This is a genomic window from Methylobacterium marchantiae (assembly GCF_042679825.1).
GTDB lineage: Bacteria > Pseudomonadota > Alphaproteobacteria > Rhizobiales > Beijerinckiaceae > Methylobacterium > Methylobacterium marchantiae.
Genome location: NZ_JBHTND010000004.1, coordinates 183,181 through 206,257, shown reverse-complemented (window position 1 = coordinate 206,257; position 23,077 = coordinate 183,181). Strand labels below are relative to the sequence as shown.

Annotated in this window: 28 protein-coding genes and 1 other RNA gene; 15 read left to right on the top strand and 14 right to left on the bottom strand. The window is 66.2% G+C overall.

Annotated elements, in window-relative coordinates:
• Positions 1–476: 476 nt before the first annotated feature.
• Both ACFQ4G_RS04970 and ACFQ4G_RS04965 read right to left on the bottom strand, forming a co-directional pair.
• The gene (locus ACFQ4G_RS04970; protein WP_238209283.1) at positions 477–977 is read right to left on the bottom strand and encodes a DUF3016 domain-containing protein; all 501 of its coding nucleotides are present in this window, start codon (positions 975–977) and stop codon (positions 477–479) included.
• A gap of 3 nt (positions 978–980) precedes the next feature.
• The gene (locus tag ACFQ4G_RS04965) at positions 981–1,502 is read right to left on the bottom strand and encodes a DUF2244 domain-containing protein (RefSeq protein ID WP_238209284.1); all 522 of its coding nucleotides are present in this window, start codon (positions 1,500–1,502) and stop codon (positions 981–983) included.
• A gap of 35 nt (positions 1,503–1,537) precedes the next feature.
• Between ACFQ4G_RS04965 and nth the strand changes: the two genes are divergently transcribed.
• Both nth and purC read left to right on the top strand, forming a co-directional pair.
• Positions 1,538–2,317 (top strand): endonuclease III, encoded by a 780-nt coding sequence (gene nth / locus ACFQ4G_RS04960; RefSeq protein WP_238209285.1) that lies wholly within the window; start codon positions 1,538–1,540, stop codon positions 2,315–2,317.
• A gap of 277 nt (positions 2,318–2,594) precedes the next feature.
• Complete coding sequence (gene purC, locus ACFQ4G_RS04955) at positions 2,595–3,389, top strand: phosphoribosylaminoimidazolesuccinocarboxamide synthase (protein ID WP_026175628.1); 795 nt, start codon at positions 2,595–2,597, stop codon at positions 3,387–3,389.
• 85 nt (positions 3,390–3,474) lie between these two features.
• Here purC and ACFQ4G_RS04950 read toward each other — a convergent pair whose 3' ends face one another.
• Together ACFQ4G_RS04950 and ACFQ4G_RS04945 are read right to left on the bottom strand one after the other, a co-directional pair.
• Positions 3,475–4,125, bottom strand: coding sequence for a hypothetical protein (locus ACFQ4G_RS04950; protein ID WP_238209286.1), 651 nt, complete (start codon positions 4,123–4,125; stop codon positions 3,475–3,477).
• Between the two features lie 44 nt (positions 4,126–4,169).
• The gene (locus tag ACFQ4G_RS04945) at positions 4,170–4,718 is read right to left on the bottom strand and encodes an invasion associated locus B family protein (protein WP_379039804.1); all 549 of its coding nucleotides are present in this window, start codon (positions 4,716–4,718) and stop codon (positions 4,170–4,172) included.
• 210 nt (positions 4,719–4,928) lie between these two features.
• On the opposite strand from ACFQ4G_RS04945, the gene ACFQ4G_RS04940 reads away from it, so the two are divergent.
• Positions 4,929–5,306 (top strand): hypothetical protein, encoded by a 378-nt coding sequence (locus ACFQ4G_RS04940; protein ID WP_238204189.1) that lies wholly within the window; start codon positions 4,929–4,931, stop codon positions 5,304–5,306.
• A gap of 114 nt (positions 5,307–5,420) precedes the next feature.
• On the opposite strand, the gene ACFQ4G_RS04935 is transcribed toward ACFQ4G_RS04940, so the two are convergent.
• On the bottom strand, positions 5,421–6,155 hold the full coding sequence (locus ACFQ4G_RS04935) for a M48 family metallopeptidase (RefSeq protein ID WP_238204191.1): 735 nt from the start codon (positions 6,153–6,155) through the stop codon (positions 5,421–5,423).
• 83 nt (positions 6,156–6,238) lie between these two features.
• On the bottom strand, positions 6,239–7,507 hold the full coding sequence (locus ACFQ4G_RS04930; protein WP_238204192.1) for a polyhydroxyalkanoate depolymerase: 1,269 nt from the start codon (positions 7,505–7,507) through the stop codon (positions 6,239–6,241).
• Between the two features lie 242 nt (positions 7,508–7,749).
• Here ACFQ4G_RS04930 and ACFQ4G_RS04925 point away from each other — a divergent pair, with 242 nt between their 5' ends.
• From ACFQ4G_RS04925 to purQ, 5 genes are all read left to right on the top strand, one after another.
• Positions 7,750–9,135 carry an ActS/PrrB/RegB family redox-sensitive histidine kinase gene (locus tag ACFQ4G_RS04925; protein ID WP_238204193.1) on the top strand — a complete coding sequence of 462 codons (1,386 nt, stop codon included), beginning with the start codon at positions 7,750–7,752 and terminating at the stop codon, positions 9,133–9,135.
• A 39-nt stretch (positions 9,136–9,174) separates the two neighbouring features.
• A complete protein-coding gene (locus ACFQ4G_RS04920; protein ID WP_238204194.1) occupies positions 9,175–9,777 on the top strand; it encodes an ActR/PrrA/RegA family redox response regulator transcription factor in 603 nt (200 codons plus the stop codon).
• A gap of 99 nt (positions 9,778–9,876) precedes the next feature.
• Complete coding sequence (locus ACFQ4G_RS04915; protein ID WP_238204195.1) at positions 9,877–10,122, top strand: hypothetical protein; 246 nt, start codon at positions 9,877–9,879, stop codon at positions 10,120–10,122.
• A 154-nt stretch (positions 10,123–10,276) separates the two neighbouring features.
• Positions 10,277–10,516, top strand: coding sequence for a phosphoribosylformylglycinamidine synthase subunit PurS (gene purS / locus ACFQ4G_RS04910; RefSeq protein ID WP_238204196.1), 240 nt, complete (start codon positions 10,277–10,279; stop codon positions 10,514–10,516).
• Positions 10,516–11,196, top strand: a complete 681-nt coding sequence (gene purQ / locus ACFQ4G_RS04905) for a phosphoribosylformylglycinamidine synthase subunit PurQ (RefSeq protein ID WP_238204197.1) — start codon at positions 10,516–10,518, stop codon at positions 11,194–11,196. Before purS ends, purQ begins: the two co-directional genes overlap by 1 nt.
• A 145-nt stretch (positions 11,197–11,341) precedes the next feature.
• On the opposite strand, the gene ACFQ4G_RS04900 is transcribed toward purQ, so the two are convergent.
• The 8 genes from ACFQ4G_RS04900 to gap all read right to left on the bottom strand — a co-directional run bounded on the left by ACFQ4G_RS04900 (position 11,342) and on the right by gap (position 18,775).
• Positions 11,342–11,887, bottom strand: coding sequence for an adenine phosphoribosyltransferase (locus tag ACFQ4G_RS04900; protein WP_238204198.1), 546 nt, complete (start codon positions 11,885–11,887; stop codon positions 11,342–11,344).
• An 84-nt stretch (positions 11,888–11,971) separates the two neighbouring features.
• Positions 11,972–12,766 carry an inositol monophosphatase family protein gene (locus ACFQ4G_RS04895; protein WP_238204200.1) on the bottom strand — a complete coding sequence of 265 codons (795 nt, stop codon included), beginning with the start codon at positions 12,764–12,766 and terminating at the stop codon, positions 11,972–11,974.
• Positions 12,767–12,905: 139 nt separating this feature from the next.
• Positions 12,906–13,955: a tetratricopeptide repeat protein gene (locus ACFQ4G_RS04890; protein ID WP_379039799.1), complete on the bottom strand. Its 1,050-nt coding sequence runs from the start codon at positions 13,953–13,955 to the stop codon at positions 12,906–12,908.
• Positions 13,952–14,611, bottom strand: coding sequence for a thiamine phosphate synthase (locus ACFQ4G_RS04885; RefSeq protein WP_238204202.1), 660 nt, complete (start codon positions 14,609–14,611; stop codon positions 13,952–13,954). Before ACFQ4G_RS04885 ends, ACFQ4G_RS04890 begins: the two co-directional genes overlap by 4 nt.
• Before the next feature lie 18 nt (positions 14,612–14,629).
• Positions 14,630–15,700: a class II fructose-bisphosphate aldolase gene (gene fba / locus ACFQ4G_RS04880; RefSeq protein WP_238204204.1), complete on the bottom strand. Its 1,071-nt coding sequence runs from the start codon at positions 15,698–15,700 to the stop codon at positions 14,630–14,632.
• A gap of 237 nt (positions 15,701–15,937) precedes the next feature.
• Positions 15,938–17,140 (bottom strand): phosphoglycerate kinase, encoded by a 1,203-nt coding sequence (locus tag ACFQ4G_RS04875; RefSeq protein WP_238204206.1) that lies wholly within the window; start codon positions 17,138–17,140, stop codon positions 15,938–15,940.
• Between the two features lie 28 nt (positions 17,141–17,168).
• Positions 17,169–17,681: a hypothetical protein gene (locus ACFQ4G_RS04870; protein WP_238204208.1), complete on the bottom strand. Its 513-nt coding sequence runs from the start codon at positions 17,679–17,681 to the stop codon at positions 17,169–17,171.
• 86 nt (positions 17,682–17,767) lie between these two features.
• Complete coding sequence (gap, locus tag ACFQ4G_RS04865) at positions 17,768–18,775, bottom strand: type I glyceraldehyde-3-phosphate dehydrogenase (RefSeq protein WP_238204210.1); 1,008 nt, start codon at positions 18,773–18,775, stop codon at positions 17,768–17,770.
• A 425-nt stretch (positions 18,776–19,200) separates the two neighbouring features.
• Here gap and ACFQ4G_RS04860 point away from each other — a divergent pair, with 425 nt between their 5' ends.
• The 7 genes from ACFQ4G_RS04860 (at position 19,201) to ACFQ4G_RS04830 (ending at position 22,948) form a co-directional block, all read left to right on the top strand.
• On the top strand, positions 19,201–19,497 hold the full coding sequence (locus ACFQ4G_RS04860) for a DUF4164 domain-containing protein (RefSeq protein ID WP_238204212.1): 297 nt from the start codon (positions 19,201–19,203) through the stop codon (positions 19,495–19,497).
• 30 nt (positions 19,498–19,527) lie between these two features.
• Positions 19,528–19,887 (top strand): cell division protein ZapA, encoded by a 360-nt coding sequence (locus ACFQ4G_RS04855; protein WP_238204214.1) that lies wholly within the window; start codon positions 19,528–19,530, stop codon positions 19,885–19,887.
• Positions 19,888–19,954: 67 nt separating this feature from the next.
• A non-coding RNA gene (gene ssrS / locus ACFQ4G_RS04850) (6S RNA) lies at positions 19,955–20,112 on the top strand.
• Positions 20,102–20,689: a 5-formyltetrahydrofolate cyclo-ligase gene (locus tag ACFQ4G_RS04845; RefSeq protein WP_238204215.1), complete on the top strand. Its 588-nt coding sequence runs from the start codon at positions 20,102–20,104 to the stop codon at positions 20,687–20,689. The genes ssrS and ACFQ4G_RS04845 overlap by 11 nt, the downstream gene beginning before the upstream one ends.
• A 9-nt stretch (positions 20,690–20,698) precedes the next feature.
• Entirely contained in the window at positions 20,699–21,520 is an 822-nt protein-coding gene (locus ACFQ4G_RS04840) for a TIGR00282 family metallophosphoesterase (protein ID WP_238204216.1), read from the top strand.
• A 139-nt stretch (positions 21,521–21,659) separates the two neighbouring features.
• On the top strand, positions 21,660–22,565 hold the full coding sequence (locus ACFQ4G_RS04835; RefSeq protein ID WP_238204218.1) for a C1 family peptidase: 906 nt from the start codon (positions 21,660–21,662) through the stop codon (positions 22,563–22,565).
• 89 nt (positions 22,566–22,654) lie between these two features.
• Complete coding sequence (locus ACFQ4G_RS04830; RefSeq protein ID WP_379039795.1) at positions 22,655–22,948, top strand: protease inhibitor I42 family protein; 294 nt, start codon at positions 22,655–22,657, stop codon at positions 22,946–22,948.
• Positions 22,949–23,077 lie beyond the last annotated feature (129 nt).

Here is a 23,077-nt window from a genome sequence, read left to right as displayed (position 1 = left end):
TGTTAAGCCTGCCGCCAGCGTTCGCTCTGAGCCAGGATCAAACTCTCAAGTTGAAGAGTTGATCTAGCTGATCACATCATAACGGAAGCACACAAACGTACTGGGCGTTTCCACCACAATACGTGTGAGCTCTCGAAACGTGTCAGCAATCGTCTCACATGATCTGCTCTCGCAGATCCGCAAGGACAACGCCGCCCACGCTTCTCTTTCTCAGATACACTTGTCAAAGAACAACAACCAAAGCAATAATGCCCGGTCAAAACCCAGGACACAAAAACAGACAATCATCCAGCTTGAGGCCGGACAATCCATCCGAAAAGTATCCAGAGACACAAACAACGCCCGCCGAACCGAAGTCCCCGCTGGCCGCCGCCGATGAACAGGCTTCTAGGGATAACCAGACCAAGCGTCAATCGGAAAATCACAGAGCAGGCCAAATTTCCGAGCCGGCTCGTCAGCTGTCGGACCGCCCTCGCTCAGCGGCGACCCGCGAACCGGCGCCGGGCCCAATCCCGGAGAAGTTCGCGCTCATAGGGAAAGCTGCTGGACTGGGCGGACCGTGCGCCGAGCAGGAAATTGACATCGGTCAGTCGCTCCTCGCCTGCGGCGACGCGCTGTCCTCGGCTCGTCGTCAGCGTGTAACGGAAGCGGAAGGACGGCGGCGTTGCATCCGTGACCACACGCAGGCCGTAGGGGAAATTCGCACCCGGATTGGGGAAGCCCGCGAGATCCACATCCAGCACGTCGACGACGAGACGCTCGTCCGGAGCGAGCAGGGGTGAGGCCGCCTGATCGATCAGGCGGCGAAGCTCGGCCAGCGTCGCCTTCGGACCGATGCCGGACTCGAAGCGGTTGTTGGCATCGCTGTAACGGTCGGGCTCGATGAAGCGCACCTCGACCGATCCGACGGGGGCCGCCATCGCGGAGCCGGCAAAAGCAAACAGACCGAGGGTCAGCAGCAGGCTCCGTGCACGCACGGCTCAGTACCCCCTCTTCACATCCGCCAGGGCGCGGGTCAGACCGTCGGCGATCCGCTCGCGAACGGGGGGAGACGCGTCGCGCGCCACCACCACGTATTCCCGGCGCGACACCAGGGTCAGGGTCTGGAGACCGTATTCCTCGTCCTCCACCCTGGTGAGTTTCGTCCAGAGCGGATTGAAGCGCCATTCGCGGCGCTCGCCCCGATGGGTCACGCGCGCCAGCATCACCTCGATCGGCGAGATCATCACCTCCTCGAAGGAACGTCCGCGCTTGAGACTCGTCTTCAGCGCCACATAGAGCGCGATCATATCGAGGCCGAAGAACCCGGCCACCGGCCAGAACCCGGCCTGCACGCAGGCGACGGAGGTCACCAGCGAGACCGCGCCGCATCCGATCATCACGTTCCGGAAGCCGTCATGGCTCAGGGATTGATGCGGACGGATGGTGGCCTGAAAGACCGGGACATCGATGCTGTTGGGGTCGAGCCCGTCGGGATGGGACTGTATCGTGTCGCTCACCATGTTGCCGCTCTCCATGGGACACATATAACCTACCCATGAAGAGCCGACAGTCGAACCCTCCAAAGAAGTCCGCGACGTCGACGACATCCCGGACACCGAAGACCGCCAAAATCACGAAGGCGAACGCGGCTCTGACGACGCCGATCATCGCGCGGGTGGAGACGGTGCCCTCCCCCGTCGATGCCGCGACGGTGGCCGAGATCTTCTCGCGGCTGAGTGCCGCCGACCCGGATCCGTGGACGGAACTCGCCTATCTCAACCCGTTCACGCTCCTCGTCGCCGTGGTGCTGTCGGCCCAGGCGACCGACCGGAGCGTGAACCTCGCCACAGCCCCCCTCTTCGCCATCGCCGACACGCCGGCGGCGATGCTGGCTCTCGGGGAGGAACGGGTGCGCGATTTCATCCGCACCATCGGCCTGTTCAACACCAAAGCGAAGAACGTCATCGCCCTGTCGCGCATCCTCGTCGAGGAGCATGGCGGCCAGGTCCCGGCCTCGCGGGAGCATCTCGAGATCCTGCCCGGCGTCGGAACCAAGACCGCGAGCGTGGTGATGAACGTCGCCTTCGGTGTCCCGACCATCGCCGTCGACACCCACATCTTCCGGGTCTCGAACCGCATCCCGCTCGTGGTGGCGCCGACCACCGACAAGGTCCAGGCGGGGCTGGAGGCGATCGTGCCCGAGCCTCTCCGCCTCAACGCCCATCATTGGCTGATCCTGTTCGGCCGCTACGTCTGCAAGGCGCGGCGGCCGGAATGTCCCACCTGTCGCATCGCCGATCTCTGCCGCTATCCGAGCAAGACCGTCGCGGCCTGACAGGCTTTCCGGCGACGGAGTGCCGGGAGCCCGGCGGACAATCATTCACTCCCGCCATTCCTGCATTCACTCCCGCCATTCCTGTCCGGCCATGCACATCCGCGTCGCCCTGCAAGGCCGGGCTGCGGGCGGATGCGTTGTACTGCAAACCCGCTTCGGGTAGTTTGCGCCACGGTCGTCGAGGCTTTCGACAAACGATGTGTTCTCGCGGCCCGGTCTCATCGAGGCCGCCACGCCGCGGATTCCGCACATCGACTGTCCGAAGGAGTCACGGCCCATGGACTTCCTCAAACCACGGTATACGCCTATGAACCGCCGCCGTCGCATCTACGAGGGCAAGGCGAAGGTCCTGTACGAGGGACCCGAGCCGGGGACGCTCATCCAGCACTTCAAGGATGATGCCACCGCCTTCAACGCGCAGAAGCACGAGGTCATCGACGGCAAGGGTGTGCTGAACAACCGGATCTCCGAGTTCGTCTTCCAGCACCTCAACGATATCGGCGTGCCGACCCACTTCATCCGCCGCCTCAACATGCGCGAGCAGTTGATCCGCGAAGTCGAGATCATCCCACTCGAAGTGGTGGTGCGCAACGTCGCCGCCGGCTCTCTCGCCACCCGCCTCGGCCTCGAGGAAGGCACGCAGCTGCCGCGCTCGATCATCGAGTTCTACTATAAGAACGATGCGCTCAACGACCCGATGGTGTCGGAGGAGCACATCACCGCTTTCGGCTGGGCGACGCCCCAGGAGATCGACGACATCATGGCGCTCGCCATCCGCGTCAACGATTTCCTGTCGGGCCTCTTCCTCGGCGTCGGCATCCGTCTGGTCGATTTCAAGATCGAGACCGGCCGCCTCTGGGAAGGCGACCTGATGCGCATCGTCGTGGCCGACGAGATCTCCCCGGATTCGTGCCGGCTGTGGGACATCAAGAGCCAGGACAAGCTCGACAAGGACCGCTTCCGCAAGGATCTCGGTGGCCTGATCGAGGCCTATACGGAGGTGGCCAAGCGTCTCGGCATCATGTCCGAGAACGAGAAGGTCCAGTCCGGCGGTCCGCGCTTGGTACAGTAGACGCTGCAGCGAAGAAGACGAAACGAAGAAGGGGCCCCACGCCGAGCGGAGGCCCCTTCTTCGTGTCTGGACGATGATGCTCGCCTTACTGAGACGCCTCGGGGGCCGACTCCGCCGGCGCCGCGGAGGCGGCAGGGGCGGTCTTGCGCCGGCGCGTCGTCGCGGCCTTTCCGGGCGCTCCGTGAAGCGAGACGCCGATCTCGTAGCTCTCGCTCAAGGGGCGCGGGATGACGAAATTCTCCTCGATGACCGAGAACAGTCCCTGCGCTTCGCCGGACGCGATCGAGACCGGCACCTTCCGCGCCCGCGACACGATGATCTGGTCGCCGGCCTTGATGGTGAAATAGACCGGGGCCTCGAACCGTCCCGGCCGGCCCTGCGGCCCGAGCAGGACCTGCCCCTCGACGCCGACCTTCACGCTGACCGAGCCGTCTCCCAGGCGCACGCATTCGCGGGCGAGACGACCCAGGGTGATCTGACTGCGCAGGCTGGCATTGTCATCCGCGCGGCCCCCATAGCTGCGCAGGGCGGCGCCGTTCTCACCGACATCCACGGTCGGGCAATAGACCTCTCCGAGATCCTGCGGCTGCGACGGCGGCACCGTGGTCCCGCCGTACTTCAGCATGTTGCTGAACCAGTTGCCGTCCTCAGCCAAGGCCGCCCGGGGCATCATGGCTGCCCAGGGCAGACAGACCGCGACCAGGGCCAGCCCGACCGTCTTCGTGCGTGTCCTCATCGTCCGATCCCGCTGAAACGCCGGCGTGATGAGCCGGGACAGGCCTATTTCAGGCTGGCGAACCCATCGCCAAAGCCCTTCATCGAGAGGGGGATGCCAACCCCCTCTTCCGGGGTCTGGAACACGATGAACGTGGCCTGGGCCCCGGCGCTGAACTGCTTGATGAGATTGTCGTCCATCACCACCTCGGCGACACATCCCGTAGTCAGGCAGCGCACGAACCCTGCCCTGCCGACATCGGTCTTGTCGATCTTCAGACCGAGGCCCGAAGGCAGCAGCACGCCGAGCGGCGCCACCACGCGCAGCAGGTATCCGCGATTGTCGGCGGTCTTGAGGACGATGACGACCAGGGTGAGGTTGGGCCGGTCCTCGGCGGCGAGATACTGGACCATGGCGCATTGTTCGGCCTTGGCTCCGGCCGGCGTCTCGCAGCGGAGCTGCCAGTCACCGAAGGTGTTGCGGACCATGCCCTGCGCCTCGGCACGGTCGCCTCCGCTGGCGATCGCTCCGGCCAGGCCAGCGAGGCCGACCCGCGCGAGGCGCCCGAGACCGGTCGTCCGACCATCGACGACCGGTCTCGGGCGCCTCAACATTCCTCGAAACCCCACGCGCCGATTCCTCTCGCCTCACCCCTCGTGGCCAACCTCATGGCCAGGGGGCACCGGATGAAACCCGCGGTGTTCCGACCATGCGCGGCTATTCTGTGTCAAGCGTGACCACTAGTTTACGATCGCGGACTATCGTTTCACGAAAAGACGCCCTAGTTCCCTGGAGAAAGCTCCAGACGCCAACGGATCGAGCCCATGCGATTTAGCGCCACCGCCGCATTCCTGATCCTTGCAGGGATCGTTCCCGCCTCGGCCCAGCCCCTGCCTGTGGACGAGACCACCTATGTCGAGCGCTCGCTCAACCGCGATGGTCCGCTCGTGATCGAGCACCGGCCGATCCGGCGCATGCCGGGTGGGCGCGTCAACACCAACTCCGCCGAGATCGCGGGCTTCTGCCGGGATGGCGGATATGTCCGCCGGCTGGACGAGTTCGGGAACCCGACGATCCTGCGCCAGCGCGAGGTCTGCGACAGCGTGGCTCCCAGGACCATGCGCCCGGGTGACGTCGACGCGCGCCCGACCTGGCCGGCGGAGCGGATGGCCCGCGACCGTGTCCTGCGGGTGCGCGGTTAGGCGCAAGCGTCCGACGTCTTCCTGTCCAATTCCTGCACCTTCGTCCCCGGTTCCGCAGCGGGATGGAGACAGGAGTCCTTCCGTGCTGCAGCCCGCTTCCGGGTACGATTCCCTCTAGCCGTAGCGATGGAGGCTCGCCCCGTTGCGCTTGAGCCAGCGTTCGGCATCCTCGACATGCGGGCACAGCGATCCCAACAGGGCCCAGAACTGGGAGGAATGGTTCATCTCCCGCAGATGCGCCATTTCGTGCGCCACGAGGTAGTCGAGCACCAGCGGTGGCGCCAGGATGAGCCGCCAGGAAAAGTTCAGTTCGCCGCGGGCCGTGCAGGATCCCCACCGTGAACGGGTATCGCGGATCGTCATCCGTTTCGGACCCTGTCCCAGCTTCTCGGTGTAGATCGTCACCGCATGTGCCAGGTCCCTGCGCGCCTCCCGTTCCAGGAAGTCTCTGACCCGGCGCGGCACGTGCGGCGCCTCGCACGCCACCGAGAGCACGGGCACACCTCCATCATCCGCCACCTGCGTCACGCCGCTGCGCTCGCTGCGGTGAACGATGCGATGATTGACGCCGCGCAGGGGCAGTTCGGCCCCCGATTCGAAGGCAACACGGCCAGGAACCTTGGCGAGCCGCATGGCGATCCAGCCGCCATGGCTCGCCGCGAACGTGCGGGCGACCGCGAGGGACGTGCACGCGGGCAACGTCATCACCACCTCGCCGGTGGCGCTCGACACACGCAGGGTCAGCCGTCGCGCGGTGGGGCGGCGTCGCAACGCGACGCGGAGCTTCGCCCCTTCGTGGAGGATGTCGATATGGTCGGGATCGGACCCGCGCAGCGCAGCGACTCTCATGGCGGGAGCTTAGCGGCAGCCTTCGCTCGCCGCCATTCTCCCGCCGCCTGGGTCCATAACTTTCACAGCCCTCGTCCAGCGCATCACGCGGCGGGGCGCACCTCGATCGCCGGGAGGGCCTGCATCTCCCGGATGAAGGCCGCGATCCTCGGCGCGATGACCGTGCGGTAGCGCGAACCGTTGAAGACGCCGTAATGGCCGACCCGTTCCTGCAGGTGATAGGCCTTGCGCTCGGAAGGAAGGTTCGGCGTCAGGTCGAGGGACGCCTTGGTCTGGCCGACACCGGAGATATCGTCGTTCTCGCCCTCGATGGCGAGGATCGCGCAGGTGCGGATGGCAGTGAGATCCACCCGCTCGCCGCGATGAAGCATCTCCCCCTTCGGCAAGGCATGATCGACGAAGACGGTCTTGACGGTCTGCAGGTAGAATTCCGCCGTCAGGTCCATGACCGCGAGGTACTCGTCGTAGAATTCACGGTGCTTCTCGGCGGAATCGCCATCCCCGGTGACGAGGTGGTCGAACATCTCGGTATGGGCGTTGACGTGGCGGTCGAGGTTCATCGCCATGAAACCGCCGAGCTGGAAGAAGCCGGGATAGACGCTGCGAAGGGCCCCCGGATACATCAGCGGAACGGTGGTGATGCAGTTGCGCTCGAACCATTCCGTGCCTCGCTCCTGCGCCAGGCAGTTCACGGCGGTCGGCGAACGACGAGTGTCGATGGGGCCGCCCATCAGGGTCATGCTGCGCGGTACGGACTCGGCGCCCTGCGCCTCCATCAGGGCGATCGCGGCCAGGACCGGCACGGCCGGTTGGCACACGGCCATGACGTGAAGGTCTGGACCGAGGGCGAGGAAGATTTCCTTGAGGTAGTCGATGTAGGTGTCGAGATCGAACCGCCCGGCAGTGATCGGCACAAGGCGCGCGTCGGCCCAGTCGGTGATGAAGACCTGATGATTCGGGAGCATCGCCTCGACGGTGCCGCGCAGGAGCGTGGCGTAATGCCCCGACATCGGCGCAACGATCAGCAGCTTGGGTTGCGGCTCAACGGGACCGCTCACCAGACCACGATCGAAGGTGACGACCCGGCAGAACGGCTTCTCCCAGACCACCCGCTCGCTCACGGGAACGCTCGCTCCATCGACCCAGGTACCGGTGAAGCCGAAGGTCGGCTTGGCGTAGCGGCGGGTGCCGCGCTCGAACATCTCGCAGGCTGCCGCCATGGATTTGGCATAGGGGGAATAAGCGAACGGGTTCGCCGGGTTCTGCAGGCTGTGCTTGATCGCATCCGCCGTGAGGCGCGCCGGCGCCGTCATCAGGCGCCCGAACTCGTACCAAGTATAGGCCAAGCTCATATCTGCCGCTCTCCCTGGCACTTTCATGTCAAAGCATGACGAGGAAACATCGACGCGGTTTTTCCAAGAAACGCCCCGCGAGTGCAACACTCTGGATCACTGAAAAATTTTCGCGGGCCCCGGCCGGTGGCCTGGAGAACGTCGGAACCGGCCGAACGTTCGCCTCGCGCGGCGCGGCGGACCGAACAATCGATGCGAGGGGCATGGATTCCGGGAGTGGGAGCGCTATCGTTCCAGCACAGATGATCGACATGAGCACCAACGGCTTCGTGCGTGACGCCAGACACCTGCGGCTGGACACTTTCGTTCGCCTGCGCTGGCTCGCGATCACCGGACAGAGCGCCGCGGTTGTGGGCGCGCAATTCGGGCTCGGTCTGCCGCTCCCGTTCGGCTGGTGCTTCCTCGTCATCGCCGCCTCGTCCTGGCTCAACCTCGCCCTGCGGATCCGGTTTCCGGCCAGCTATCGCCTGAGTGACGATTCGGCGGCGCTGTTGCTCGCCTTCGACATCATTCAGCTCGCCGCGCTCCTGTTCCTCACCGGCGGCCTGCAGAACCCGTTCGCCCTGCTCTTCCTCGCCCCCGTGCTGATCTCGGCCACCGCCCTCCCCCCGGAACGGACACTGGCTTTGGGCCTCCTCGCCATCGGGCTCGCGACCATGCTGGCGCTGATCCACAGACCGTTGCCGTGGTTCGCCGACGGACGGCTCGAACTGCCGTTCCTCTACGTCTCGGGGGTGTGGACGGCGATCCTTCTCGGCACCGCCTTCACCGGGGTCTATGCCTGGAAAGTGGCCGAGGAGACCCGCCAGCTCGCGCAGGCGCTCGCGGCGACGGAACTCGTTCTGGCGCGCGAACAGCACCTGTCGCAGCTCGACGGGCTGGCGGCGGCGGCGGCGCATGAACTCGGAACGCCGCTCGGCACGATCATGCTCGTCACCAAGGAGCTCACGCGCCAGCTCGCACCCACCGCCTCCCCGGCCGTGAAGGAGGACCTGAACCTCCTGCGCGATCAGGTCGACCGCTGTCGCGGCATCCTTTCGAAGCTGACCTCCCTCGACGGGGACGAGGCGGGCATCCTCCAGACGGTGACGTTGAGCCACCTCGTGGAAGAGCTGGTGGCGCCCCAGCGCGCCATGGGCATCGAGCTCGACGTCTCGAGCCGCGGCGACGGCATCGAGCCGGCCTGTCGGCGCAATCCCGGCGTGCTGTTCGGGCTCGCCAACATCGTCGACAACGCCGTCGACTTCGCCACGAGCCGCGTCGTCATCGAGGCACGCTGGACCGCCGAACGGGTCTCCCTCGAGATCAGCGACGACGGACCGGGGTTCTCCAGCGAAATTCTCCTGCGGGCGGGCGAGCCCTACGTCACCACCCGCAGCCCCGACAAGTCGCGCGGGGGAAACAGCGTCGGTGCCGGGCTCGGCCTCGGCCTTTTCATCGCAAAGACCCTGATCGAACGCTCCGGCGCCCTGCTCACGCTCTCCAACGTATCGGGCCACCAGACGACTGGAGCCGTCGTGCGCGTGTCCTGGGCGCGGCACATCTTCGAGCGGGACGCCCTGCTTCGGCGCGGCGCCGAATTCAGTACTCAGCAGCCCCTGACGGAACGCAGTCCGGCGCCTATATAAGTTGCTAACAATTCAATCTCGAAAACGGAGGAGCGTCAGATGCTGACGCAGAGTGGAAGTCCGGCCCCTGTCACCGATATCTTGCAGAGCTCGGAATCCGACCCGCTGGCGGCCTATGCCGATCGCTCGCTGCTGATCGTGGATGACGATCGGCCGTTCTCGACACGCCTCGCGCGGGCGATGGAGATGCGCGGCTACGAGGTTCAGGTGGCCGAGAGCGTGGCCGAAGGCGTCTCGATGGTCGATGCCCGCGCTCCTGCCTTCGCGGTGATCGACATGCGCCTCGGCGACGGCAATGGCCTCGACGTGATCGCACGGCTGAAGGAGAAGCGTCCCGAGGCGCGGGGCGTGATCCTCACGGGGTACGGCAACATCGCCACCGCCGTGACCGCGGTGAAACTCGGTGCGTTCGACTATCTCGCCAAGCCCGCCGATGCCGACGAGATCCACGGCACGCTGATGGCGCAGCCGGGCGAACGGGCCGACCCGCCGGAGAACCCGATGTCGGCGGACCGTGTGCGCTGGGAGCATATCCAGCGGGTATACGAATTGTGCAGCCGCAACGTGTCGGAGACGGCACGTCGCCTCAACATGCATCGGCGCACGTTGCAGCGTATCCTCGCAAAGCGCGCACCGCGCTGAGCCGCCTCCCGGCCACGGCCGGGGGTGATGTTGCGCGAGACGGAGCCGGCGCTGTAAAGCTCCGGCTTCCCGACGCTGCATCGGGATCGACGGAGACGCATGACCGTGAATACCCGCAACCTGATCACGATCCTCAGCATGATGGTGCTGGTCGGCGTCGAAGTCTTCGCCGCCGCCATCGCGGCCGGTTGGGCGCTCGCCGGCCTGTTCGAGCTCGGCGATACCGTCGGCCACGTCCTGATGGCTTTGTTCAGCCTGACCGCCGCCTGGATCATGCTCCAGCTCTGGCGCAGGGCCACCAGCATCGAGCCGATCCGCAACACCGCGCCGTCGGCCCGCCGCTAGGCGTGCGACCGCCTCATCGTCGGCCTGGATCGGTTGTGGCGATGCGCGGCGAAAAGCTCTGACATCGCGGGCTCGGGAGTGCGCTCGCGTTGCAAGGGCGGCATTTCCCGACTATCGCCTGACGGGCCGAGCCACAGCACCGAGTCCGAGCCCCATGAAAGCCCGCATCATCGTCACCCTGAAGACCGGCGTGCTCGACCCTCAGGGCAAGGCGATCGAAGCCGCGCTCTCTTCGTTCGGCATTTCCGGCGTGGAAGGCGTGCGCCAGGGCAAGGTCTTCGACGTCGAGATCGCCGACACGGATGCGGCGAGCGCCGAAACCACGCTGAAGAGCGCCTGCGAAAAGCTCCTCGCGAACACAGTCGTCGAGAATTACGAGATCGAGATCGTCTGATGCGTGCCGCGATCGTCGTCTTCCCCGGCTCCAACCGCGACGGCGATGTCGCCCGTGCCCTGCGCCTGGCCGGAGCGGAGGTCGTCAAGGTCTGGCATACCGAGACGTCGCTGCCAGACGGCACCGATCTCGCTGTCCTGCCCGGCGGCTTCTCCTACGGCGACTATCTGCGCTGCGGCGCCATCGCCGGACGGGCGGGCGCCATGGATGCGGTCCGTGCCCATGCCGCGCGCGGCGGCTTGGTGATCGGCATCTGCAACGGTTTCCAGATCCTGTGCGAATCGGGTCTGCTCCCCGGCGTGCTGATGCGCAACGTCGACCGGCGCTTCATCTGCCATCGGCAGATGCTGCGTGTCGAGCGCGCCGACACCCGCTTCACCTCGGCCTATGCCAAGGGGCAGGTCATCGACGTCTGCGTGGCGCATGGCGAGGGCAACTACTTCGCCGATGCCGACACGATCGCGCGCCTCGAAGGCGAAGGTCGCGTGGCCTTCCGCTATTCCGATGCCGACGGCAATCTCACCGTGGATGCCAACCGGAACGGATCGCTGAACTCCATCGCCGGCATCTATTCCGAGAAGCTCAACGTGCTCGGGATGATGCCCCACCCTGAGAACTTCGTCGAAGGCCTCGTCGGCGGAACGGATGGGCGCGGGCTGTTCGAAAGCTTGGCGGCGTAGTGCGCGACTACCCTCTCCCCTTTGCGGGAGAGGGTAGTCGCGGAGCGACCGGGAGAGGGGCGACTTCTCCGGATATGCCGCTCCCCTCATCCGACTTGGCTCGCGGGCCACCTTCTCCCGCAGAGAGGAGAAGGAAGCGACGCGCTCAATGCCCGTCGAATTCCATCAGCGTCCGCACGGGCACGTCGAGGTCGCGCAGCTTCTGTGCTCCGCCGATCTCCGGCAGGTCGATGACGAAGCAGGCCGCCACCACCTCGGCGCCGATCTGGCGCAGCAGGTTCACCGCAGCGCAGGCGGTGCCGCCCGTGGCGATGAGGTCGTCAACCAGCAGGACCTTGTCGCCCGGCTTGATGGCATCCACGTGGATTTCCATTTCGTCGGTGCCGTATTCGAGCGCATAGGCGATGGAGACGGTTGTGTGGGGCAGCTTGCCCTTCTTGCGGATCGGCACGAAGCCCGATGAGAGCTGATGCGCCACCGCGCCACCCAGGATGAAGCCGCGTGCTTCGATCCCCGCCACCTGGTCGATCCGCCCACCCGCGAAGGGATGGACCAGGGAATCCACCGCCCGGCGGAAGGCGCGCGGGTCGCTCAGCAACGTGGTGATGTCGCGGAAGATGATCCCGGGCTTCGGATAATCCGGGATCGAGCGGATCGAATCCTTCAGCGCGGAGTGGCGGCGGGCTTCCATTCGGGCGGCTCTCGTCAGGGTCGGCAAGGGATGGGCGGGTTAGAGCAGACGGTGCGCCGGCTGGAAAGCCGGCGCACCGGGCCCTCAGGCGTTGGCGCGGCGCAGGAGCTTCACCAGCTCGCCGTGCAGGTTTTCGTTGCCGCAGGCCACCGAGCGGGCGGCGAGGGGCTCCGCTCCGCCATCGGCGCTGGTGACGAAGCCGCCGGCCTCCCGCACCAGGATGATGCCGGCCGCGATGTCCCAGGTCTGCAGGTCGCGCTCCCAGTAGAGGTCCGAGCGGCCGCAGGCGACGTAGGCGAGGTCCAGGGCGGCCGAGCCGAAGCGGCGGGCACCTCCGGTCACCGCCATTACGGCGGCGACTTCGCGCAACAGCTTCGGATGGTCGCCGCGCCCGAGATAGGGCGAGCCATAGGCGACCAGCGCGTCGGCCATGTCGGTCCGGCCCGAGACGCGCAGGCGGCGATTGTTGAGATAGGCGCCCTTGCCGCGCTCGGCGACGAACAGTTCGTCCTTGGCCGGGTCGTAGATGACGCCGGCGACGATCTGACCGTCACGCTCGAGGCCCACGGAGATCGCGAAATGCGGAATTCCGTGCAGGAAGTTGGTGGTGCCGTCGAGGGGATCGACGTGCCAGGTATGGCTCTTGTCCTGCCCCTCGATGTTTCCGGATTCCTCCAGGATCAGGCCGTAGCCGGGGCGCGCCTTCATCAGCGCGTCGCGCAGGACTTCCTCGGCCTTGCGGTCGGCGGCGGAGACGAAGTTGCCGGGCCCTTTGCGCGAGACCTGAAGGTTCTCGATCTCGCCATAGTCGCGCTTGAGGCCTTTCGCGGCCTTGCGGACGGCGTCGACCATGACGGTCATGAGGGGTGAGCTGATCATCGATGCAAAGGTCCGGGTCGATTCAAAGAACGATATCGCGCGGCCATAGCACGTTTGCCGCCCGCCTCACCCCTCGCGGATGCGGGGCAGAGACGAAGGACGCGCACGCTCCGGCCAGCGCGAAGACGGGAATCGCGGCCTACTCGACCTTGGCGCGGTCCGCGGCCAGACGCTCGGCGCGTGCCCGCTCGTCGGCGGTGAGGCCGGACAGGGTCTGGTCGAGCTTCGGGTCCGAGCGTCCCTGGGCGGCGGCGGCGAGGTTCCAGGCCGCGGCTTCGACCGGGTTCTTCGGCATTCCCCGTCCCAGGGCGTAGAGGATGGCCACGCGGTTCTGCGCGATGGCGTTGCCGCGCGAGGCCGCGTGCAGGAAGTAGCGACCGGCGCGGGCCTCGTCCTTCTCGACGCCGATGCCGTTGAACAGCAGGATCGCGAACTCGACCTCGCCGGCGAGGTCGCCGTTATCGGCGGCCCGGCGGAACCATTCGGCCGCCTGTTTCGGATCTTTCTGCACGCCCCTCCCCTGGAGGTAGAGCACGCCGAGATCGTGCTGTGCCGGGCCGATCTCACCCTCGGCCGCCTTGCGGAACAGCTCAGCGGCCTTGACTTCGTCCTGGCTCGCGCCTGTGCCGATCAGGATCAGGGCGAGATTGTAGGCGGCAGTCGTATCGCCCTTGTCGGATGCCTGTTCGAGCCAGCGGCGGCCCGCTTTCGGATCCCTCGCGCCGCCGCGTCCGTCGATGGACATCAGGCCGAGCGAGGCCATCGCGTGGGTGTCGCCCTGGTTGGCGGCGAGGCGGTACCACTCGGCCGCCTTCACCGGGTCCTGCTTCACCCCGAGACCCTGGTTGTAGAGTTCGCCGAGCAGCGTCATCGCCGCGGCGTCCTTGCTGTCGGCGCCGATGCGTTTCGTCGCTTCGCGGAAAGCGGTGGTGTACTGGCCGCGCTGGTAGGCGCCGAAAGCGATGTCGGGCTCGGTCGTCGAGCGGGGCGGCACGGCACCGATCGCGCCGATGGAATAGGGCGTCGGCAATTCCTTGACCGGCCCCTTCAGGGTCTCCTTCGCACGCGGCGTGAAGGATTGAGGGGCCGCCGGATCGGTCGGCATCACCTTCGGCGCCTCGGCCAGGGCTGCGAACGCCCAGGCCTCCGCCAGAGCAAACCCGAGGACGATCCGGCGCACGAGGCTCACGTATCGGCCTCCGATGCGGCGATCATAGCCTGGACAACGGAGACATCTGCGCCCTCGCCCATCCAGAGCGCGCTCTCCAGCCCGAGAAACTCGGCGCCGGTGGCGATCAGGCCCGCCAACTGGGCCCGGTCATGTGCCACCGCGATGCAGGGGGTCTCGAAGATCTCGACCCACCATTGCGCCCGCTCCTGCACGGTCTCGGCATCGGGCGCCATCCCGTCGGCGTAGAGGCCGCCGAACATCACGTAATCGACACCGGCCTCGCCGGCTTCCATCGCGGCATGCTTCTGCTCGTGGCCACCGGCCCCGAGGATGCGTCCGTCGCCGAGGCGACCGCGCAATTCGCGCAGGGCGCCGTCGCGCGCCTTGTCGAGATGGACCCCGTCCGCGCCCCCCCGCGCCGAGATGCTGACGACGTCGCCGGCAAAGTCGGCGATCGAGACGACCATGGCGGCACCCGTCGCCTGGGCAGCCGGAGCCAAACGCTTGACCAGGTTCACGAGGCTGCGCTCGTCGGCCGGCGCGAGGCGCAGGATCACCGCCGCCACGTCCCCCGCCTCGCAGGCGGCGGTGATCGCCTCGGCGAGGGCGTCGGCCTGATGGGCCTCCACCCTGTGCGGGGACAACAGAGCGAGGCGGGTGCGGGGATCGGCCATGCGTTTCGTCCCGGCGCCTTACGCCGCGCCGATCTTAGGATCGAGCGAGCCATTCGCGTAGCGCTTGGCCATCTCGGAGACCGAAATCGGACGGATCTTCGAACCTTGACCGGCGGTGCCGAACTCCTCGAAACGCTGGCGACAGAGCTTCGTCATCGCGTCCATGGCGGGCTTCAGATACTTGCGAGGATCGAACTCGGCCGGATTTTCCGTGAGGATCTTCCGGATCTGTCCGGTCATCGCCATGCGGTTGTCGGTATCGATGTTGATCTTGCGCACGCCGTGCTTGATGCCGCGCTGAATCTCTTCCACCGGCACGCCCCAGGTCGGCTTCATCTGGCCGCCGTAGGAATTGATGATGTCCTGCAGGTCCTGCGGCACCGAGGAAGAGCCGTGCATGACGAGATGGGTCGTCGGCAGCCGGCGGTGGATCTCTTCGATCACATTCATGGCGAGCACGTCGCCGTCGGGCTGACGGGTGAACTTGTAGGCGCCGTGGCTGGTGCCCATGGCGACGGCGAGCGCGTCGACCTTGGTGGCGGAGACGAACTTCACCGCCTCCTCCGGGTCTGTGAGGAGCTGGTCGTGGCTGAGCACGCCCTCGGCACCGTGGCCGTCCTCGGCCTCACCCTGTCCGCTCTCCAGAGAGCCGAGCACGCCCAGTTCGCCCTCCACCGAGACGCCGGCCCAATGGGCCATCTTCGTCACGTTGCCGGTGATCTCGACATTGTAGGCGTAATCGGCCGGGGTCTTGCCGTCGGCCTTCAGCGAGCCGTCCATCATCACCGAGGTGAAGCCGTACTGGATCGCGGTGGCGCAGGTGGCTTCGTTGTTGCCGTGGTCGAGATGCATGCAGACGGGAATGTGGGGGTAGATCTCCACGAGACCGTCGATGAGCTTGGCCAGCACCACGTCGTTGGCATAGGCGCGGGCACCCTTGCTCGCCTGCAGGATGACGGGCGAATCGGTGGCATCGGCCGCCGCCATGATGGCGAGCCCCTGCTCCATGTTGTTCAAGTTGAAGGCCGGCACGCCGTACTCGTACTCGGCGGCATGATCCAGGAGCTGCCTCAGGGTGATGCGTGCCATTGGTGTCTCCTAAACGATGGGGCCGACCCCGACAGGTCGCCGTCCGCTGAAATTCTTCTGCCTTTTCGGACCTTACCCGGCCCGTCGCAACTCGAAACGGCAGGGCCCGCTCGTGGTCCCTTACCATTTCCCGTCTGCTACCTCATCCTGAGGTCCCGGCACGAAGCGAAGGCCTCCTTCGAGGCCAGCTGACGCGGGCGTCTCAGGATGAGGTGATGGGATGGACGATGGAACCGGTCACCCCTTGACGCGCAGAGCCTCGACGCCGGGGAGGACCTTGCCTTCCAGCCACTCGAGGAACGCGCCGCCCGCCGTGGAGACGTAGGAGAAATCGTCGGCGACGCCGGCATGGTTGAGGGCCGCTACGGTGTCGCCGCCGCCGGCCACGGAGACCAGCTTGCCCGCCTTGGTGCGTTCGGCCGCATGGCGCGCCGCCGCCACTGTCGCGGCGTCGAACGGGGTCAGTTCGAACGCACCGAGCGGGCCATTCCAGACCAGGGTGGCCGCAATGTCGATGGCGGCGGAGATTTCGGCGACGGTGGCGGGGCCGGCATCGAGGATCATGACACCCTCGGAGACGGAATCGACACCGACGGTCTCGTTGGCGGCATTCGCCTTGAATTCGGAGGCCACCACCGCATCGACCGGCAGGATGATCCGACAGTTCGCGGCCTTCGCAGCCTCGATGATGCGCAGGGCCGTGTCCGCCAGATCCTTCTCGCAGAGCGACTTGCCGACGCCCTTGCCTTGCGCATGCAGGAAGGTGTTGGCCATGCCGCCGCCGATGACGAGCATGTCGACCTTGGCGACGAGGTTCTGCAGGAGATCGATCTTCGAGGAGACCTTGGCGCCGCCGACGAGGGCGATCACCGGCCGGCTCGGCGCTTCCAGCCCCTTGGTGAGCGCGTCGAGCTCCGCCTGCATCAGGCGCCCGGCATAGGCCGGCAGGACGTGGGCGAGGCCCTCCGTCGAGGCATGGGCACGGTGGGCCGCCGAGAAGGCTTCGTTGACGAAGACATCGCCATTGGCCGCTAGCGCCTTGACGAAGTCGGACTCGTTCTTCTCCTCGCCCGCATGGAAGCGGGTGTTCTCCAGGAGGAGCACGTCGCCGTCCTTCAACGCCGAGATGGCGGCCGTGGCCGTCTCGCCGATGCAATCCTCGGCGAAGGCGACCGGGCGACCGAGATGCTCGGACAGGACGGGAATGACCTGCCTGAGCGAATCACGCTCCACCGGCTTGCCCTTGGGGCGGCCGAAATGCGCCAGCAGCACCACGCGGCCGCCGCCATCGGCGATCTCGCGGATCGTCGGAACGATCCTCTCGATGCGGGTCGCGTCGGTGACGCGTTCGCCCTCCATCGGCACGTTCAGGTCGACGCGGAGGAGCACGCGCTTGCCCTGGAGGGAGCCGGCATTGTCGAGGGTGCGGAAAGCGGTCATCCTGGCCTTCAATATCACAGGTGAGAGGTCAGCGCGGGGGCAGGAGCCCGTCGAGATGGAAGCGCTGTGCGGCTATGGTCAGCACGACGGTCAGCACGGCGGTGATGATGGCCGTCAGCACCAGCGCTCCGGAGCCCGGCAGGCGGCGCGTCCGGTCGGCGACGGCGCGGACCTCGCTGCGCAGGGCGGCGAGGTCGGATTGGCGCGCGGCCTCGCTCATGCGGGTCGTCGCACCCTCGATCTTCTCCTCCACGCGGGAGAGCAGGGCCTCGGAGCGGGCGTACTTGTCCTCGATCCGCGCGCACTTGTCCTCGATCCGGGCCAGCTGGTCGCCGCCGGGCAAGGATTGAGGCAGCGTCTCGGCCTTGCCGACGACGGGATGCGGCACCGCCTGCTGGTTGGCGATCGCCTGCGTCTCGGGCACGGGCGCAGGCGCTCCGGCGGTCGAGGATGCCCTCGTCTCTGGCGCCTTGCTCTCGGGCGCCTTCGCACCTGGAATGAAGCCCGTTCCGGTCGACGGAGTCGGCGAAGTCTCGGTCATGTCAGACGCACCATTGATGGTCGATCACGGGGTGTCGTGCAGCAGGTTTCACGGGCGGCCCGATGGCCGCCCGGAAGCGCGGTCGCTCAGAGCAGCTTGCCCATCGCCACGGCCGTGTCGGCCATGCGGTTCGAGAAGCCCCACTCGTTGTCGTACCAGGACAGGATTCGCACGAAGGTACCGTCCATGACCTTGGTCTGGTCGAGGTGGAAGGTCGACGAGTGGGGATCGTGGTTGAAGTCGATCGAGACGTTGGGCTGGTCGGTATAAGCGAGCACGTCCTTCAGGGGACCGTCCGCGGCGGCGCGGATCGCGTTGTTGATCTCCTCGACCGTGGTCTGGCGCTTGGCTGTGAACACGAGGTCGACGGCCGAGACGTTGGGGGTCGGCACGCGGATCGAGGTCCCGTCGAGCTTGCCCTTCAGCTCCGGCAGGACGAGGCCGACGGCCTTGGCGGCGCCCGTGGAGGTGGGGATCATCGACAGGGCGGCGGCACGGGCCCGGTAGAGGTCCTTGTGCATCTGGTCCAGCGAGGGCTGGTCGTTGGTGTAGGAGTGGATCGTGGTCATGAAGCCGCGCTCGATCCCGACGAGGTCGTTGAGCACCTTGGCCACCGGCACGAGACAGTTGGTGGTGCACGAGGCATTCGAGATCACGAGATGATCGGCGGTCAGCTGGTCGTGATTGACGCCGTAGACCACGGTCAGGTCGGCGCCGTCGGCGGGGGCCGAGACGATCACGCGCTTGGCGCCGGCATCGAGATGGGCCTTGGCCTTGTCCTTCGACGTGAAGATGCCGGTGCATTCCAGCGCGATGTCGACGCCGAGCTCGCGGTGCGGCAGCTCGGCCGGGTTGCGCACGGCGGTGACCTTGATCCGCTGCCCGTCGACCACGATGAACTCGCCGTCCACCTCGACCTTGGCATTGAACCGGCCGTGGATGGAGTCGAAGCGCAGCAGGTGGGCATTGGTCTCTACGGGGCCGAGATCGTTGATCGCGACGACTTCGATATCCTTGCGGCCGGCCTCGTGGATGGCGCGCAGGACGTTGCGGCCGATGCGTCCGAACCCGTTGATGGCAACCTTCACCGACACGGCGTCAATCCTTCTATGAACCGGGCGCCGACCTGGCGGGGCCCGTAAGCAGCGAGAGCGGGACAGCGGACCGGAGGGGCGGGGCCGCCATTCGGCGTCGCTGTGTCATGGGCATCGTTGAACGTCAGATGAACCACATCGCCCACGCACAGATCCGCACACGTCCTCGAACGGAACGATGCAGGATCGGTGGCTGAACGGGTCACGGGCTCGAATTCCCAATCTGGCGGTCGGTTCGAGGGGCGCGCGGTCTCTAACATGGGGGGAACCGCTGGCAAAGGTTTTGCCCGGTCGATTCGTTTCCTCCCCCGCATATGATGTCGAACCGCCGATTTCGCGCGCGAAACGATCGTTGTTTGGCTACAAACCTGCCTTCTCGAAACACGATGGGCCGGGCACCCCATGATCCTTCGGAGGGCAAGAGGATGAATCAGTCCCCCGAGCGGCACGATGTGGACCAGGCGCTCGCTCGGCTCGACACGGCGCTGACCCGCCTCGAGGCCTCGGTGGCGCATCGCCTGGAAGCCGAGCGCGAGCCCGGCGACCTGGAGACGGAACTCGCCATCATGGCCGAGGACCGCGCACGCCTCGCCGCGGAACTCGATGCCGCCAGCGCGCGGCTCGCCACGGTGGAGGCCACCACGACCGATGTCGGTCACCGCCTCGGGCGGGCGATCGAAGCGGTGGAGGGCGTGCTGGCCCATCCCCGGGCCTCGCGCTAATCTCCGTCTTTCACACCAACTCCTCCGGACATGCCCCAGATCAGCGTCACCATCGACGGCAAGAGCTACCGGATGGCCTGTGCCGAGGGCGAGGAGGCGCATCTCTCGGCCTTGGCCGCGGATCTCGACACCCGCGTCACCGGCATGCGCCAATCCTTCGGCGAGATCGGCGACATGCGCCTGCACGTCATGGCCGCGCTGATGCAGGCGGACGAACTGGTGGAACTGAAGCGGCGCCTGGCCGATCTGGAGGAGGAAGCGGCCGCGCTCCGCAAGCGGGTCGACACCGCCGATTCGCTCCGCACCGAGGAGGAGGCCCGCATCGCCGAGGGACTCGGCCGGGCGGCGGACCGGATCGAGCGACTGGCGCACGCGCTGGCTGCGGGATGAGGGCTTCGCGCACGATTGGCCATCCCACCCCCTGGCGCGGATCGTGAGCCGACGCTACATGGGTAGAGCGGTGCTGCCGGGTTCGTCAGGAGTATTTTTCCTCGGGGCCTTATCGACTCCCCAGGGAGCTGTCCCTGGCCTTGTCCCTGGACTTGGCCAACACGGCGCCCACCTACACTGTAGGTTTCCCGGGATCGCAACTCCAACGGCTCACGTGGCTCCGCACTCTGATTTCCCTGCTCTGAAAGCCAATCTCCGCAAGCAGGCCCTCGCCCGTCGCGACGGTCTCGACCACGAGACCCGCCGGGCCGGAGGCCTGCGCATCGCGCAGGGCGTGATGCAGATCGAGCAACTGGCTGAGGCCGCCATCGTCGGCGCCTTCTGGGCGATCCGTAGCGAAGTCGATCCCCTGCCCCTGATCGAGATGCTGTTCGCGCGCGGCCAGCGCGTGGCCTTGCCGAAGGTGACGCCGGACGGCCTCGTCTTCCGCGAATGGCGCGCCGGAGAGGCGCTGGTGCCGGGCTCCTTCGGCCTCAGCGAACCGCGCGACGACCTGCCCCCCCTCGATCCCAGGGCCCTCATCGTGCCGCTCGCCGCCTTCGACCGGCGCGGTCACCGGATCGGCTACGGACGCGGCTATTATGACCAGGCCATAGACCGGCTGTCCCGCAACGGCCCGGTCCTGACCATCGGAATCGCTTTTTCCGTGCAGGAGGTGGAGCGCGTACCTTCCGAGGCGCACGACCAGCCCCTCGACCACCTCATCACCGAAGCGGGCCAGGTCCCGCTCGTCCGGGACTGACATCGACGCATGCGACTTCTCTTCCTCGGCGACGTGGTGGGCCGCCCCGGTCGCAACGTGGTGATGGACCGGCTGCCGAAGCTGCGCGAGCGCTGGCGCCTCGATTGCGTGGTCGTCAACGGTGAGAACGCGGCCGGCGGCTTCGGCATCACCGAGGCGATCTGCGACGAGCTCCTCCAGGCGGGTGCCGATGCGGTGACGCTCGGCAACCACTCGTTCGACCAGCGCGAGGCCCTCGTCTTCATCCAGCGCCAGTCCCGCCTCGTTCGCCCGGCGAACTACCCGTCCGGCACGCCGGGGCGCGGCGCCACGATGGTGGAGACGCGGGACGGCGCGCGCGTCCTTGTCCTCAACGTCATGGGACGCATCTACATGGATGCCCTGGACGATCCGTTCGCCTCGGCCGAACGCGAGATCTCGGCCTGCCCTCTCGGCGAGGTCGCCGACGCGATCGTCGTCGACGTCCATGCCGAGGCGACGAGCGAGAAGCAGGCCTTCGGGTCCTTCCTCGACGGCCGCGCCAGCCTCGTCGTCGGCACGCATACCCACACGCCCACCGCCGACCATCGCATCCTTCCCGGCGGCACCGCCTACCTGTCGGATGCCGGCATGTGCGGCGATTACGACTCGATTCTCGGCATGCAGAAGGACGAGCCCCTTCGTCGCTTCCTGCAGAAGACCCCCGGTGCGCGCCTGGAATCGGCGCAAGGGAAAGGCACCCTGTGCGGAATCGCGGTCGAGACCGACAATGCCACGGGGCTCGCCACTATGGTGGCGGCGGTACGCCTCGGTCCGCATCTCGAGGAAACCTGGCCACTGGCCTGGGATTAGGCCCGAGTGGATGGCTGCTTTGCCATGCGGTCAGGCTGATTTCAATCTGAGATTGCCGATTTCAACTTGACCGCGATAGCGCCACTCAATACAACTTATAGGGGATTATTAGTATATAAATAGCTCTGAGGTTGTCTAGATGGCCGAACCCGACTTCGATCGCATCAACGCGGCGATCATGCGCGCAGGTGCGAAATGGGACTCGGGCCCGACCATTGTCAGCGAGTTCTACGATGCCGGCGCGTCAGCGACTGAACGGTTCGGTTTGTCGTTCGACCCAGAGCGCGCCAAGCGAGATGTCGTCGCAACGCGCAATGCCGAATCCGCCTTGTTCAAAGTCGTGGCGCCTCCGCCGCCACATCTCGATTGGCGAGGCGTCAATGGAGGCGACTACGTCACGTCCATCAAGGACCAGTCGAATTGCGGCTCCTGCGTTGCGTTCGCAACCTGTGCAGCCATCGAAAGCCGAATTCTCATCGGTACAGGCAATCCCGGTGGATCCATCGATCTTTCCGAGGCGCACCTGTTCTATTGCGGCGCGGTGAACGCCTGTGAGTCGGGCTGGTTTTACACGAAGGCGCTCGCCTACGCGAAGAAGCCCGGCATCGGTCTGGAAGCCGATTTCCCTTACGTTCCGGGCAATCAGCCGTGCAGGAACATCAAACCCGTCGTCACCGTGCCGCGTTACCAGACGGCAGCATCTCAGATCGCTCGCAAACAAGCGCTTCAAAAAGGGCCGGTCATCGGAGGCTTTCGTGTCTTCCAGGATTTCTACACCTACCGGAGCGGCATCTACACACACGTGACCGGCGATTTTCTTGGATGGCATGCCGTCTGCATCATCGGATATGACGACAACGACCAATGCTGGATCGCCAAGAACAGTTGGGGGACCGGTTGGGGCGAGACGGGGTTCTTCAGAATCGGTTTCGGCGAATGCGGTATCGATTCCGACGTCCTTTTCTACGATCCGGAAATCTCTCTCCTGAAGTCCAACGTCGCTGCCACGAAGCCGCTCCGCAGCCGCAAAAAGGCGACGGCCTGAGGTCGGGCGACGATTTCTCCAGCTTGAACGGGGGACTTGTCTGCGGATGAGCCGGTACGCGATAAGGAATCGCACTGGAGTGGACCTCAATGGAGCTCGAACGGCGCGGTCCCATCAAGGCGTATTCAGGCGAAACAATCGAGGTTTCCGCTCCTGGCGAGGGAATTGGCGGATTTCTCTGGCATGCCGAGGTCCCGCGTCAGGCGGCGACGATCGTGAGTGAGGCCTTGGGGCCACCGGTCGAAGGCGTAGGGTCTGCCCGCTCTAAGGTCTTTCGCGTTCGTTTGGAGCGTTCCGGCGACACAACCGTTCGCCTCATCCAGAAGCGCCCCTGGGATTCGGCTCCCCGCCGCATCATCGAAGTGCCGATCAGATGCGTTTAGCGGCGACGATCAGGTTGCACTCGACGCTTGTCGGCTCGACGCGTACGGCCAGGGGCGCTGCTACCCCGGCGCCCACTCAATTCCGTGTACAGCCGGCGTTCGACGGATTTCGAGGAGCACTGCCGCTTG

Coding starts and splice junctions, on each gene's coding strand:
- ACFQ4G_RS04965 (WP_238209284.1), bottom strand. CDS start 1,502: ATGGTGAGCGACACGATACAGTCCCATCCCGACGGGCTCGACCCCAAC.
- nth (WP_238209285.1), top strand. CDS start 1,538: ATGAAGAGCCGACAGTCGAACCCTCCAAAGAAGTCCGCGACGTCGACG.
- purC (WP_026175628.1), top strand. CDS start 2,595: ATGGACTTCCTCAAACCACGGTATACGCCTATGAACCGCCGCCGTCGC.
- ACFQ4G_RS04950 (WP_238209286.1), bottom strand. CDS start 4,125: ATGAGGACACGCACGAAGACGGTCGGGCTGGCCCTGGTCGCGGTCTGT.
- ACFQ4G_RS04945 (WP_379039804.1), bottom strand. CDS start 4,718: ATGTTGAGGCGCCCGAGACCGGTCGTCGATGGTCGGACGACCGGTCTC.
- ACFQ4G_RS04940 (WP_238204189.1), top strand. CDS start 4,929: ATGCGATTTAGCGCCACCGCCGCATTCCTGATCCTTGCAGGGATCGTT.
- ACFQ4G_RS04935 (WP_238204191.1), bottom strand. CDS start 6,155: ATGAGAGTCGCTGCGCTGCGCGGGTCCGATCCCGACCATATCGACATC.
- ACFQ4G_RS04930 (WP_238204192.1), bottom strand. CDS start 7,507: ATGAGCTTGGCCTATACTTGGTACGAGTTCGGGCGCCTGATGACGGCG.
- ACFQ4G_RS04925 (WP_238204193.1), top strand. CDS start 7,750: ATGATCGACATGAGCACCAACGGCTTCGTGCGTGACGCCAGACACCTG.
- ACFQ4G_RS04920 (WP_238204194.1), top strand. CDS start 9,175: ATGCTGACGCAGAGTGGAAGTCCGGCCCCTGTCACCGATATCTTGCAG.
- ACFQ4G_RS04915 (WP_238204195.1), top strand. CDS start 9,877: ATGACCGTGAATACCCGCAACCTGATCACGATCCTCAGCATGATGGTG.
- purS (WP_238204196.1), top strand. CDS start 10,277: ATGAAAGCCCGCATCATCGTCACCCTGAAGACCGGCGTGCTCGACCCT.
- purQ (WP_238204197.1), top strand. CDS start 10,516: ATGCGTGCCGCGATCGTCGTCTTCCCCGGCTCCAACCGCGACGGCGAT.
- ACFQ4G_RS04900 (WP_238204198.1), bottom strand. CDS start 11,887: ATGGAAGCCCGCCGCCACTCCGCGCTGAAGGATTCGATCCGCTCGATC.
- ACFQ4G_RS04895 (WP_238204200.1), bottom strand. CDS start 12,766: ATGATCAGCTCACCCCTCATGACCGTCATGGTCGACGCCGTCCGCAAG.
- ACFQ4G_RS04885 (WP_238204202.1), bottom strand. CDS start 14,611: ATGGCCGATCCCCGCACCCGCCTCGCTCTGTTGTCCCCGCACAGGGTG.
- fba (WP_238204204.1), bottom strand. CDS start 15,700: ATGGCACGCATCACCCTGAGGCAGCTCCTGGATCATGCCGCCGAGTAC.
- ACFQ4G_RS04875 (WP_238204206.1), bottom strand. CDS start 17,140: ATGACCGCTTTCCGCACCCTCGACAATGCCGGCTCCCTCCAGGGCAAG.
- ACFQ4G_RS04870 (WP_238204208.1), bottom strand. CDS start 17,681: ATGACCGAGACTTCGCCGACTCCGTCGACCGGAACGGGCTTCATTCCA.
- ACFQ4G_RS04860 (WP_238204212.1), top strand. CDS start 19,201: ATGAATCAGTCCCCCGAGCGGCACGATGTGGACCAGGCGCTCGCTCGG.
- ACFQ4G_RS04855 (WP_238204214.1), top strand. CDS start 19,528: ATGCCCCAGATCAGCGTCACCATCGACGGCAAGAGCTACCGGATGGCC.
- ACFQ4G_RS04840 (WP_238204216.1), top strand. CDS start 20,699: ATGCGACTTCTCTTCCTCGGCGACGTGGTGGGCCGCCCCGGTCGCAAC.
- ACFQ4G_RS04835 (WP_238204218.1), top strand. CDS start 21,660: ATGGCCGAACCCGACTTCGATCGCATCAACGCGGCGATCATGCGCGCA.
- ACFQ4G_RS04830 (WP_379039795.1), top strand. CDS start 22,655: ATGGAGCTCGAACGGCGCGGTCCCATCAAGGCGTATTCAGGCGAAACA.